Annotated in this window: 12 protein-coding genes; 10 read left to right on the top strand and 2 right to left on the bottom strand. The window is 73.0% G+C overall.

Annotated features, from left to right (window positions below; genetic code table 11):
- Positions 1-83: 83 nt before the first annotated feature.
- Genes ACAZ03_RS12775 through ACAZ03_RS12785 form a run of 3 tightly spaced genes read left to right on the top strand, consistent with a single transcriptional unit; the run spans position 84 to position 1616 of the window.
- Positions 84-428 (top strand): darcynin family protein, encoded by a 345-nt coding sequence (locus ACAZ03_RS12775; protein ID WP_373354127.1) that lies wholly within the window; start codon positions 84-86, stop codon positions 426-428.
- On the top strand, positions 421-1176 hold the full coding sequence (locus tag ACAZ03_RS12780) for an SDR family NAD(P)-dependent oxidoreductase (RefSeq protein ID WP_373354128.1): 756 nt from the start codon (positions 421-423) through the stop codon (positions 1174-1176). Before ACAZ03_RS12775 ends, ACAZ03_RS12780 begins: the two co-directional genes overlap by 8 nt.
- The gene (locus tag ACAZ03_RS12785) at positions 1173-1616 is read left to right on the top strand and encodes a hypothetical protein (protein ID WP_373354129.1); all 444 of its coding nucleotides are present in this window, start codon (positions 1173-1175) and stop codon (positions 1614-1616) included. Before ACAZ03_RS12780 ends, ACAZ03_RS12785 begins: the two co-directional genes overlap by 4 nt.
- Before the next feature lie 89 nt (positions 1617-1705).
- Here ACAZ03_RS12785 and ACAZ03_RS12790 read toward each other — a convergent pair whose 3' ends face one another.
- Positions 1706-2026 carry a DUF2218 domain-containing protein gene (locus ACAZ03_RS12790; protein ID WP_373354131.1) on the bottom strand — a complete coding sequence of 107 codons (321 nt, stop codon included), beginning with the start codon at positions 2024-2026 and terminating at the stop codon, positions 1706-1708.
- Positions 2027-2122: 96 nt separating this feature from the next.
- Between ACAZ03_RS12790 and ACAZ03_RS12795 the strand changes: the two genes are divergently transcribed.
- The 6 genes from ACAZ03_RS12795 to ACAZ03_RS12820 all read left to right on the top strand — a co-directional run bounded on the left by ACAZ03_RS12795 (position 2123) and on the right by ACAZ03_RS12820 (position 7290).
- Positions 2123-3019 (top strand): siderophore ABC transporter substrate-binding protein, encoded by an 897-nt coding sequence (locus tag ACAZ03_RS12795; RefSeq protein ID WP_373354132.1) that lies wholly within the window; start codon positions 2123-2125, stop codon positions 3017-3019.
- A gap of 3 nt (positions 3020-3022) precedes the next feature.
- Complete coding sequence (locus ACAZ03_RS12800) at positions 3023-3976, top strand: iron chelate uptake ABC transporter family permease subunit (protein ID WP_373354134.1); 954 nt, start codon at positions 3023-3025, stop codon at positions 3974-3976.
- Entirely contained in the window at positions 3969-4913 is a 945-nt protein-coding gene (locus ACAZ03_RS12805) for an iron chelate uptake ABC transporter family permease subunit (RefSeq protein WP_373354135.1), read from the top strand. The genes ACAZ03_RS12800 and ACAZ03_RS12805 overlap by 8 nt, the downstream gene beginning before the upstream one ends.
- A complete protein-coding gene (locus ACAZ03_RS12810; protein ID WP_373354136.1) occupies positions 4910-5671 on the top strand; it encodes an ATP-binding cassette domain-containing protein in 762 nt (253 codons plus the stop codon). Before ACAZ03_RS12805 ends, ACAZ03_RS12810 begins: the two co-directional genes overlap by 4 nt.
- A gap of 119 nt (positions 5672-5790) precedes the next feature.
- Entirely contained in the window at positions 5791-6123 is a 333-nt protein-coding gene (locus tag ACAZ03_RS12815; protein ID WP_373354137.1) for a YegP family protein, read from the top strand.
- Between the two features lie 174 nt (positions 6124-6297).
- The gene (locus ACAZ03_RS12820) at positions 6298-7290 is read left to right on the top strand and encodes a hypothetical protein (protein ID WP_373354139.1); all 993 of its coding nucleotides are present in this window, start codon (positions 6298-6300) and stop codon (positions 7288-7290) included.
- A gap of 4 nt (positions 7291-7294) precedes the next feature.
- Here the strand turns inward: ACAZ03_RS12820 and ACAZ03_RS12825 are convergent, their stop codons facing one another.
- Positions 7295-7999, bottom strand: coding sequence for an SIMPL domain-containing protein (locus ACAZ03_RS12825; protein ID WP_373354140.1), 705 nt, complete (start codon positions 7997-7999; stop codon positions 7295-7297).
- 197 nt (positions 8000-8196) lie between these two features.
- On the opposite strand from ACAZ03_RS12825, the gene ACAZ03_RS12830 reads away from it, so the two are divergent.
- Entirely contained in the window at positions 8197-11949 is a 3753-nt protein-coding gene (locus ACAZ03_RS12830; protein ID WP_373354142.1) for a hypothetical protein, read from the top strand.
- The last annotated feature ends 124 nt before the right edge of the window (positions 11950-12073 follow it).

A 12073-nucleotide genomic window follows, 5' to 3' on the forward strand; every position in this document is an offset into this window, starting at 1 on the left:
CCTCTCCATGCGAGTAGCGAAGTCGAGCAATTGCTCGGATATTGCGGGCATTCCCCTCCGCTTCAAGCTGAAAGTGCCCAGACATGACCGAGACCATCCTCCGCCCCCAGCCCCTCACCCTGTTTCTCCTCGTGCGCGCGCTGCCGTCCTGGCTGGCCCTGCCGAGGGCCCGGCGCCGCGAGATCGCCGCTGCCGCCGCGCCGTCGGGCGGCGAGACGATCCGCCAGTTCGATTGCGAGGCCTTCACCGCCATGTGCTCCGACATCTGGATGGTCACGGCCGCCTCGGCCGAGGCGCTCAACACGGGGATGGAGCGGCTGCGCGACACGCCGCTCTTCACCCATCCGCATTTCGAATTCGTCGCGATCCTGCCCGCCATCGAGGACGGCTGGCAGGCCTTCGAGGCCGGGGAGGCGGCGCATGTCTGAGCCGCGCCCTATCGTCGTCACCGGCGCCAGCCGGGGCATCGGGCTGGAACTGGCGCGACAGCTCGTGGCCCGCGGCCAGCCCGTCATCGGCATCGCGCGGCAGGTGCCCGGGCCGGACGCGCCGGGCCTCCGCTTCCTCCGCTGCGACCTGTCCGACCGTCAGGCGACGGCCGCGCTGGCCGAAACGCTCGCCGGGCTGTCGCCGCGCGGGTTGATCAACAATGCGGCGGTGCAGACGGAATGCGATCCGCTGCGCCTGTCGCCCGAGCGGCGGGCCGCCCATATCGGCGCGGAGCTGGAGGTGAACCTCGCCGCCCCGCTGATCCTGGCCACGACGCTCCTGCCGGTCATCGGCGATGCGCCGGATGGCTTCGTCTGCAACGTCAATTCCTGCCTTTCCCTCGCCCCCAAGACGCGCGCGCTGGCCTATTGCGCGGCCAAGGCCGGGCTTGGCAACGCCACCCATGCGCTGCGCGCGCGTGCGCGGGAATGGCCGGATCTTCTCGTCAGCGAGGCCCTCTTGCCGCTGGTCGCGACCGACATGACGGCGGGCCGCGGCCGCGGCAAGATCAGTGCCGAGGCGGCGGCAGAGGGCATCCTGCGCGGCATCGACCGGCGGCGGGAGACGATCCGCATCGGCGGCGCGAGGGCGCTGCATGGCATCTGGCGCCTGTCGCCGGGCGTGGCGCGCCGGATGCTAAGCGGCCCCGGGCCGGGGCCGGCACAAGGGCGGAGGGGCGGCGCATGAGAACCCCGGCCATCATCCTGGCGCTGCTCGTCCTGCCCTGGCTGGCGGCTCTGCTGCTCTGGCCGAGCGATGCGGCCCGCGCCGAGCTCTTCGGCCTCGCCGGGCTGGTCCTCGCCTTCGCCTTCTTCTCGCTCGGCCATTTCGCCATGACGGGGCAAATGGTCGAGATGCTGCCCCGCTGGGTGCCGCTGCGGCGGCCCATCGTCCTCGCAACAGGCGTGATGGAGGCCGGCATCGCCCTCGCGCTGATGCTGCCCGCCTCGCGGGTCGCGGCGGGCTGGGCCTCGATCGCGGTGCTGATCGGGTTCTTTCCCGTGAATGTCTACGCGAGCCTGACCCGCCGCGGCGGCGGCGGCCACGAATGGGGGCCGGTCTACCTGCTCCTGCGGCTTCCGCTGCAACTGCTGCTCGTCGCGTGGTGCATCCTCTTCGCGCTCTGACGCGGGACGGCCTCCCTCGCCGGAATCGCTCGAGCCTGCCCGGCGGGTCGCCGCCCGCCGGGCGCTCCGGTCGAAACCGGCGCCTTCCGCTAGGCGGAGGCGCCGTCCTCCGTGCCCGCCCCGGCCCAGTCCATCGTCTTGAAGTTCTCCCGGAAGGCGAAGCGCTCAAGATGGCTGTCGACGATGCTGCGGGCCGTGACGAGCCCCGCGGCATCCTGCGCGTTGACGGTCACGACCAGCTCGTCCTCCGTCGCCGCAAGAACGACGGGCCCCGGCGGCAGCGACACTTCGCCCCGGGTCGCATCGAAGCGCACCTCTCTCTTGTGGCCGAAGTGCTTGCAAAGCTGCTGCAGGTAGCTGCTGGCCCGCGACGTTCTGAACCGGCCCTCATCCGAAACAGTCTCTTGCATCCCGATAACTCCTGAGTATTTCTGTCAGTTGTTGATTCTGACTAAAACAGTCGGATAAGTAAAGCGCCACCGGCGCACCAACTGGAAGTGAGACCCATGAGATCAATTGCCCTCGTCGCCGCCCTCAGCTTCGCCGGAGCCGCACAGGCCCAGACGGTCACGGTCGAGACCTACTCCGGCCCCGTGGAGGTTCCCGCGGCGCCCGAGACCGTCGTCGTCCTCGATCTCGCCGGCGTCGATGCGCTGCAGGCCCTCGGGGTGCCGATCGCCGGCGTGCCGGACATCCAGCCGCCCGCCTATCTCGCCGATGTCATGGCCGAGGCCGAGATCGTGGGCACGCTCTTCGAGCCCGATTTCGAGGCCCTGGCCGTGATGGCGCCGGACCTCATCATCGCCGGCGGTCGCTCGCAGACCCAGGTTGAGCCGCTCTCGGCCATCGCGCCCACCATCGACATGACCATCTGGGAAGACGTGATCGGCCAGGGCCGCGCGCGCGTCGAAGCCTATGGCGACATCTTCGGGAAAGAGGCCGAGGCCGACGCCCTGCTCGCCGATCTCGACGCCGCCATCGAGGGCGCCCAGTCCGCCGCCGAGGGCATGGGGGACGCGCTGATCCTGCTCACCAACGGCGGCAAGGTCTCGGCCTATGGCGATGACAGCCGCTTCGGCTGGATCCACACCGATCTCGGCCTGCCGGAGGCCTTCGCCGAACTCGACGCCGAGACCCATGGCGAAAGCGTCTCGTTCGAATTCATCGCCGAGGTCGATCCCGACATCATCCTCGTCATCGACCGGGGCGCCGCCATCGGCCAGGACGGCGAAGCCGCCGCGGTGACGCTGGACAACCCGCTCGTGGCCGGAACGACCGCGGCCGAGACGGGCCGGATCATCTATCTCGACAGCGCGGCGCTCTACCTCGTCGGCGGCGGCATCCAGTCGCTGATGCTGACCATCGAAGAGATCACGGACGCGCTGCAGAACGCCCGCTCCTGATCCATGCGCCGCATGACGTTCCTTGCGGCCCTGACGCTCGCGCTGTTGATCGGCGCGAGCGTTCTGGTTGGCGCCGCGAGCCTCACCTCCGGCGACATCGACGCCGGGCTCCTCCTCGCCGTCAGCCGCCTGCCCCGCACCTTCGCGTCTTTGCTTGCCGGGGCCGGCCTGGCACTGGCGGGGATCGTCGTGCAGATGGCGGTGCAGAACCGTCTGGTCGAGCCGGGCCTCGTCGGCACGCCGGAATCGGCGATGCTGGGCCTTTTGGCGGTGACGCTGATCGCCCCCGGTGCGGCGCTGATCGTCAAGATGTCCGTCGCCGCCCTGGCCGCGCTTCTGGGGACGCTGCTCTTCCTCGTGCTCGCGCGACACGTGCCGCGGCGCGACCCCGTGCTCCTGCCGCTCGTCGGGCTGATCTATGGCGGGATCATCGGCTCCGTCGTCCTTGGCATCGCCTGGGTCACCGATCTCGTGCAATATGTGGGCGTCTGGCAATCGGGCGAGTTTTCGGGCGTCCTTCGGGGGCGCTACGAGCTCCTTTGGATCGTCGCCGTCATCGCAATCCTTCTGTATCTCGTCGCCGACCGGATCACGCTTCTCGGCCTCGGCGAGGATGCGGCGCGGAGCCTCGGGCTCAACTACCGGCAGACGCTGCTCGCCGGGCTCTTGCTCGTCGCCATCACCACCGCCGTGGTGGTGGTGAGCGTCGGCACGATCCCCTTCGTCGGGCTCGTGGTGCCGAACATCGTCTCGCGCCTCCGGGGCGACAATCTGCGGCGGAACCTGCCCGTCGTGGCCTGGGCCGGGGCGGCCATGGTGCTGGCCTGTGACATCCTCGGCCGCGTGGTGCGCTGGCCCTACGAGATCCCCGCCGGCACGATCTTCGCTATCCTCGGCGCGGGGCTGTTCCTCTGGCTCCTGCATGCGCCGCCGCGCCGGGCCCGGGCCGATGCCTGAACGCCGGCTTCTCCTTCTCGCCCTCGGGCTCGTCCTCCTCTGCGCCGTCTATCTCGGCTGGGGCCTCCGCGCGCCCTATGGCTTCATCCTGTCGCTGAGGGTGACGAAGCTCGCCGCGCTGGTCGTCACCGGGCTGGCCGTCGGCGCCGCCACGATCCTCTTCCAGACCGTCGCGGCCAACCGCCTGCTGACGCCGGGGATCGTCGGCTTCGATTCGCTCTTCGTCTTTATCCAGACGACCCTGGTCCTGACGCTCGGGGCGGCCGGCTTTGCCAGTCTTCCGGGGCTCGCGCAATTCGCGGCGGAGACGGCCTGCCTGATGATCGCAGGGCTCGTCATCTTCGGCACGCTCTTCCTGCGGGGCAGCGGCGACCTGCTGCGCATGATCCTGACCGGGGTCATCCTCGGGGTGTTCCTGCGCGGCCTGTCGAGCTTCGCTGGGCGGCTCCTCGAGCCCTCGGAATTCGCCATCGTCCAGCAGGCGAGCGTCGCCTCGTTCGGGGCCGTCGACCGGACGGAGCTCGCCGTGGCGGCCTGCGTGCTCGTGCTGGCGCTCGCGGCGGCGCTTCGCCTCGCGCCGGCGCTCGACGCCGCGGCGCTCGGTCGGATGACGGCGCGGGGGATCGGCCTCGATCATGACAGGGTGGCGATGGCCGCCCTGGCGCTGGTGACGCTTTGCGTGGCGCTCACCACGGCGCTGGTCGGGCCCGTGGCCTTCCTCGGGCTCCTCGCCGCGAGCCTCGCCCATGCCGCGCTCGGCACCTGGCGGCACCGGCTCCTGATCCCCGCCTCCGGGCTGATCGGCGCGATGATCCTCGTCGCCGGGCAGACGGTGTTCGAGCGGGTCCTCGGCCTGCAATCCGCGCTGGCCATCGTCGTGGAATTCGCCGGCGGCCTCCTGTTTCTCACCCTCGTCCTCAGAAGGCCCGCACGATGATCGAGACGGAAACCCTCGGCGTCGCCCTCGGCGGCAGAACCATCCTCGACGGGCTGAACCTCCGCTTCGGGCAGGGCGGCATCACCGCGCTCGTCGGCCCGAACGGCGCGGGCAAGTCGACGCTGCTCCATGCGCTCGCCGGGCTCCTGCGCCCCGCCCGTGGCCGGGTGACCGTGGAGGGGCTCGACATGGCGCGCGCCGCGCCGATCGACCGGGCCAAGGCCGTGGCGCTCCTCACCCAGTCCGAACGGGTGACCGCGCGGCTGACGGTGGCCGATCTCGTGGGCTTCGGCCGCTGGCCGCATCACAAGGGCCGGCCCGGCGCCGAGGACCACCGCCAGGTGGCGGAGGCGATGGAGCTCTTCGATCTGACGGCGCTCTCCGGCCAGCTCCTCGATTCGCTCTCCGGCGGGCAGCGCCAGCGCGCCTTCACGGCGATGGCCTATGCGCAGGAGACGCCCTGGATGCTCCTCGACGAGCCGCTCTCGGCGCTCGACCCCCGCTACAGCCGCGACCTGATGGAGCGGCTGCAGGGGCTGACCCGGCCCGGCCCCGGCGCGCGGAGCGTCATCATCGTGCTGCACGATCTCAGCGCCGCCGCGCGCTATGCCGACCGGGTGGTGGCGCTGAAGGGGGGCCGGCTCGTCACCTCCGGCCCGGCCTCGCTCAAGCTGACCGGCGAGATGCTGAGCGGTCTCTTCGGCACCGGTCTGGCGGTGGAGACGGTGCGCGGGCGGCGGCTGGTCGCCCCGGTGTGACCGGGGCCGGCCAGCCGGCCGGCGCGCGAAGGAGATCGCCGACCCCGCTTTGAGGGTTGCAATCCGGCTGTGGTCTGACCCAAATTCCATCAGGGTAAACTGAAGCGGAGGGGCCGCACATGGCGGGCAAGTTCGAACTCTACAAGGACAAGGCGGGCGAATACCGCTTTCGGCTGAAGGCCGGCAATGGCGAGACCATCCTCGTCGGCGAGGGCTATACCGCAAAGGCGAGCGCCGAGAACGGCATCGAGTCCGTCCGCAAGAATGCCCCGAACGATGACCGCTACGAGCGCAAGGACAGCGGCTCCGGCAAACCGATGTTCAATCTCAAGGCCTCCAACGGCCAGGTGATCGGCACGAGCGAGACCTATTCGAGCGCCTCGGCGCGCGACAACGGTATCGAGTCGGTCAAGAAAAACGCCCCGGACGCGGCGCTGGACGACCAGACCTGACAGGCCGCCCCGGGCGCCCCGCTGATGGGAGCCGGAAACCACGTGGTTTCCGGCCACGGTGCCCGCACGGGCATCGCCAGTGCCGCGCGGCGCCGCGCCTGATCGCCCGCCTCTGCCTGCCATGCGGCGGGAAAAAACCATAAGCTCGCCCGAAAGACCGGGCATGGGCAGAGAATGACGCGCGAAACCCGAGGCCAGCCGTTCAACATCCTGATCGTCGCCCAGGCCGGCCGGCTGGAGGCGGAGGCGCTGCTGTTCGCCGCCTCGCTCCGCGCCAATTCTCCCGCCTTCGAGGGGCGCCTGATCGTCGCCGAGCCGGAGCGCGGCGGGCTCTGGCGGAGCGAGACGGCGCTCTCTGCGGAAGGCGGCGCCGAACTCGAGCGGCTCGGCGCCGAGATCCGCCCCTTCACGGCGCGGCTTTTCGGCGAGGCCTATCCGCAAGGCAACAAGATCGAGGCGCTCCAGCTCCTGCCCGAGGGCGAGCCCTTCTTCTTCTTCGACAGCGACACGCTGGTTATGGGCGAGCTCGCGGGCCTCTCCGCCCACCGCCCCGCCGCCTCGATGCGGCGGACGGGCACCTGGCCGGTGGAGGAGCTCTACTGGCCCGGCTACACCGCCATCTGGCGCTCGCTCTACGACCGGTTCGGGCTCGATTTCGAGAGCTCGCTCGACCTCTCCCAGCCCGACGAGCATTGGGAGCGCTACCTCTATTTCAACGCCGGCTGGTTCTGCGGGCCCGATCCGGCGCCCTTCCACAAGCGCTTCTCTGAGTGGGCCGTCAGCGTCCGAGACGCGCCCCCGAAGGAGCTGGAGATCCAGCCGCTGACGCCCTGGCTCGACCAGATCGTCCTGCCGCTGGTGATCCATTCGCTCGGCGGCGGCCGCCCGGGGGCCGAGCTCTCGGGCCTCGACGGCGCCCTCACCTGCCACTACCGGCTCTTCCCGCTCCTTTATGCGCGCGAGAGCGACGAGGTCGTGCGGGTGCTGGAGGAGGTGGCCGCGCCGAACCGGCTGAAAAAGCTCCTCAAACGCCATCCCCCGGTCCACCGCATGGTGTACCGGGGTCAGGGCGCCGAGGTGCGGGCGATGTTCGACCGCGCCGCGCTGCCGCGCGACGAGGCCGATCTGCGCAAGGCGATCCGCGAGGCGGGGTTCTGGCTGCGCTGAGGCCTCAGTCGGCCGCGTCGTCCGCAATCTCCCACGAGATGCTGACGCTGGCCGAGACGGTGAGCTCGCCCGCGGCGATCGGCATCGAGCCGCCGGCATCCATCATCCGCATCTCCTGCGCCGCCATCGGCGGCAGCGAGGCACCGCCCTCGGTGAGGGCCGCGATGGGGCCCAATGTCAGCCCGGCGGCATCGGCATAGACCTGCGCCTTCTCCAGCGCATCGGCGACCGCCGCGCGGCGGGCCTCCTCCAGCGCCGCGGCACTGTCGGAGAGGCCGAAGCTGATGCCCTGGAGCTGGTTGGCCCCGGCGCTGACCACCGCGTCGATCAGCGCCCCGGCGCCATCCAGATCGGTGATCTTCACCGTCAGCGTCGAGCCGGCGACGAAGCCTGTCTGCTCCGGCGGGCTGACATCGTAGTTAAGCTCGGCATCGAGGCGGAGGCCGGAGGTCTGGATATCCGCCGGCGGCACGCCGAGGGCGCCGAGCTCCTGGATGACCGGCTGCAGCGCGTCCGAGACGGCCGCAAGCGCCGCCGCAGCCGTATCCGCGCGGCGCTCGACGCCCATCGTGATCGTGGCCATGTCAGGCTTGGCGGCAGCCTCGCCGAGGCCCGAGATGGTGATGAGACCGCCCTCGGCAAGGGCGGGCGCGGCCGCCAGAGGGGCGACGGCAAGGGTGGCGGCGAGAAGGGCGGGGGTGAAACGCATCGTTAACTCCGTTGGTTGATGCTTCATCTGTGATCTATGACGCAGCCGGCAAGCCCGGCCTTGGCGGCAGGGCGCAAGTTTTCGTGTAAGCCCTTCGGCGGGGCGAATCTTTGCCCCGGGCGGAAAGTTGCTCTATGGTCGGCGAGCGCCCGCGGCGCCCTTTCCGCCCCGCGCCCCTGGATGATAATGACCCACCGATGAAGCCCGCATTCGCACTCTCGCTTTCGGTGGAGGGAATCCGCCTGCTGCACCGCCCCGATGGGGCGGACGGCGCCTGGCAGCTCGTCGGCGAGGTGAAGCTCGACACCAGCGATCTCGCCGCCGACCTCGCGGCGCTGCGCGACACCGCGCTCAAGCTCGCGCCAGAAGAGGGGCTGGCGACGAAGATACTCATCCCCAACGAGCAGATCCGCTACATCGCGCTCGATACGCCGCGCGCCAGTGCGGAGGATGTCGAAGCGGCGCTCGACGGGGCGACGCCCTATGCCGTCGAGGATCTCGCCTATGCCTATTCGCGCGGCGGCGGGCGCACCTATATCGCCGCCGTGGCCCGCGAGACGCTGGACGAGGCGGAGGGCTTCGCGGTGGAGCATCGCTTCGCCCCGGTCGCCTTCGTCGCGGCGCCCGAGCCCTTCACCTTCAACGGCGAGCCTTTTTTCGGGGCCACCGCCTCGGCGGCCATGGCCCTGCCGGCCGGCGAGATGCCGGAGGCGGACGACACGGCGATCGACCCGCGCGACCTCCGCCGCCCCCGCGCCCGCCTGCCCTGGGAGAAGGGCTCGATCGGCCGGGCCGCGCCGGTCATCACCGCAACGCCCGAGGCGGCGTCGGAGGCCGTGAGCCCGCTGCTCACGCCGCCCGAGCCGCCGCCCGCCGACCTCGGCGAGGTGGAGGCCCCCGCGGTTGAGCCGGCCCCCGCCCCGGCGGAGGAGGCCGCGCCCGCAGAGCCGCCGGCCGACATCAGCCCGGAACCTGCCCCCGCACCTACGTCGGCCGGCGAGGTCGGCTTCGCCAGTCGCCGGCGGCGCCCCGCTGCGCCGGAGCCGGCTCCCGAGCCCTCCCCCGAGCCCGAAGGCCTCGCGCCGCAGCCGCCGGAGCCGGAAGCCCCTACCGAAGCGCGTGAGCCTTCCCCGGTGGAGGAGCCCTCGCCGGAACCCGACGCTCTGCCCGAGCCGGCCGCGAAGGAGATCCCGGCGCCGCCGCCGAAGTCCGAGCCGGTCTTCGCCTCGCGGGGCCGCAGCCCCATTGAGGCGCCCGTTCCTGCCGGGCCCGCCTCTGCCGGGATCGATCCGGCGCCGCCCGCGGCGCTCGGCCCGGCGAAGGCGCCCGCCATGGCGGGCCGCCCCGGCCCGCCGCCCATGGCCGCGACCAAGCCGGGCCCCAAGCTCGCGGCAGACCCGACGCGGGCCCCCGCCGGCGTCAAGCCCGCCGCGCGCAAGCTGCCGCCGCCGCGCCCCAACGGCGGCCCGGTGTCGCCCGTCGCACCCGCTGCCGCGTCGCCTGCCGCGCCCGTTGCAGCGGCGCCCGCCCCTGCCCCGGCCGCCCCCGCCCCGGTGCTCGCGCCGCTGTCGGCCGAGGGGCTCGCCCCCGTCATCACCGGCGTCTCGCCCGAGGCCCGCGCGCCGGAGGAGATCCGCGCCGATGTCTCGCCGACGGAGGCCGAGGCGCTCCGCCCCGGCGCCGCCGCGGCCGAGCCCGGGCTCTTCGCCGCGCGCACCGTTGCCGCGCCCCGGAATGCGCCCGCGCTGACGCCGCCCGGCGCCGCGCCTGCCCGGCCCCGGGCTCCCGCCCCGGCCCCGCTCGCGGGCGCCCCGGCGGAATCGGGCGCCGCCGCGCCCCTCGCCTTCGAGAGCCCGGCGCCCGCCCCGCGCGGCGCCCGGGCCCTCGCCGCCCGCCTCCTCCCGGCCCGCGCCAAGCAGGCGCCCGCAGCAGCGGCCAGCGCCGCACCGGCGCCCGCCATGCCGAGCCGCGCCGCACCGACCCGTACCGCCGCCAAGCCGGAGGACCCGGAGGAGCGCGCCCGGATGACCGTCTTCGGCGCCCGCGACACGGCAGCGCGCGGCAAGCCCCGTTACCTCGGGCTGATCCTGACGGTGCTCCTCATCCTCGTCATGCTGGCCGTCGCCGCCTTCGCCGCGCCCCGCGTCGTGGCCGCGCTCTTCGGCCCGTCAGAGGAGCCGGAGACCGAGTTCGCCGCCCTGCCGGAGGACGAGGCCGGGACCGAGCTCGACAGCGCCATTGCCGCCACCTCGTCGCTCATCTCCGGCGCCGCCGCGCCCGAGGAGGCGCCGACCTTCGCCGAGACCGGAGAAGCGCTCCTGCCGCCCGAGGCGGACGAGGCAGACGAGATGGACGAGGCCGGCACGGCGCCCCCCGTCGCCGCCCGGGGCGCCGTGCCGAGCCCGGCGGAGGCGGAGCGCTTCTATGCCGCGACGGGCGTCTGGCTCCGCGCTCCGCGCCTGCCGCTTCAGCCCCGCACCGCCGATCTCGACGCGCTGACCGTCAGCCTTGCGGAGCCGGCGCCGGCCGAGCTTTCGGCGCCCCGCCTCGCGGCGATGGGCCCGGATGCCGGGCTCGGGATCCAGCCCCTGCCGCCGCCGCCCGGCGCCGAATTCCCCCGCGATGCCCGCGGCTTCTTCCTCGCGACGGAGGAGGGCACGGTCACGCCGCAGGGGCTCGTCATCTACGCAGGCCGGCCGGATATCCTGCCCCCGACCCGCCCGGGAACGGAGGCGCCGGACGAGCCGGTCTTCCCGACCTCCTATGCGCCGCTCTCGCCGCCCGAGAAACGCCTGCAGGCGCGGCCGGAAAGCGTCGCGGCCGCCGCGGCAGCGGCAGCAGCCGCCCAAGTGGAGGCCGAGGAGCCGGAGGCCGACCCTGCCGCCTTGCCCGCAGATGAAACGCCGGGCGAGACCCCCGACGAGATCGCCCCCGACGAGCCTGTGGTCACCGCGCTCGGTAGCGACGCCTCCCCCGGCGGCGTCGGCCTCGATGCGCTCACGGCGCCGGGCGAGCCTGAGGCGGGCTCCGAAGAGACCGCCCCCGAAGAGACCGCCGCCGATATCCTCGCGCCCTGGACGGGCCCCGGCCCCACGCTCCGCCCGGAAGACGCCGCCGGCGCCCTCGCGTTGCTCGCCCCCGATGCCGCAGAAGCAACCGGCGACGTGACGGGCGAGGCCACGGGCGACGAGACGGCCGACGAGACGGGCGAGGCAGAGGCCGCCGCCCCGGGCGACGACGAGCAGGGCGCCGCGCCCGCCACGCCCGAGGCCCGGCCCGGCGAGCCGCCCCCTGCGATTCTCGCCGCCTGGGAGGGCCCCGCGCCGGCCACCCGCCCCGCCAGCCTCGCCCCCGCCGATTTCCCCCAGATCCTCGCGGCCTGGGAAGGCCCCCGGCCCGGCAACCGCCCCGAGGGGCTCGCGCCCGCGAGCGAAGAGGAGCTGGCGGAGGAAGAGGGCTCCGGCCCGCCCGAAGGCGCCAGCCTCGCCACGGCGCTGCTTGAGATCACCGCCGGCTCGACCGATCCGCTGGCGACCGCCACCGCCTCCGCCGTCGCGCAGGCCCGCCGCCCCGGCGCGCGGCCGCGCAACTTCGCCCAGGTCGTTGCCCAGCAGCGCGCCCGCGGCCTCTCGCCCACCCCGGCCCCGGCGGCTGCGCCGGCCTCCGCCCCGGCCGTTGCCGCTGCCGCCCAGCCCACCGGCCCCGTGCCGCAATCGGTGGCCAGCGCCGCGACGGTTTCCGACGCGATCAACCTGCGGCAGATCAACCTGATCGGCATCTACGGCCGGCCCGGGGACCGCCGCGCGCTCGTCCGCCTCGCCAACGGCCGCTATCTGCGCGTCGGCGTCGGTGACCAGCTCGACGGCGGCCAGGTGACGGTGATCGGCGACAGTGCGCTCAACTACGTGAAGCGCGGCCGCACGCTGTCGCTCCAGGTCGCCGAGGGCTGACCCCCCCCGGCCGGAGCCACCCCGCCCCCGCCGGGTCGCTTGCTTCTGAGGCAGAGCCCCCCGAAAGCCGCCGCTTCCATCCCGTCCGGCCCCTCTCCCCTGTTGCCGACGCCCCGAAGCGCGG

It is taken from the genome of Pseudoroseicyclus sp. CXY001 (assembly GCF_041714655.1).
GTDB lineage: Bacteria > Pseudomonadota > Alphaproteobacteria > Rhodobacterales > Rhodobacteraceae > Pseudoroseicyclus_A.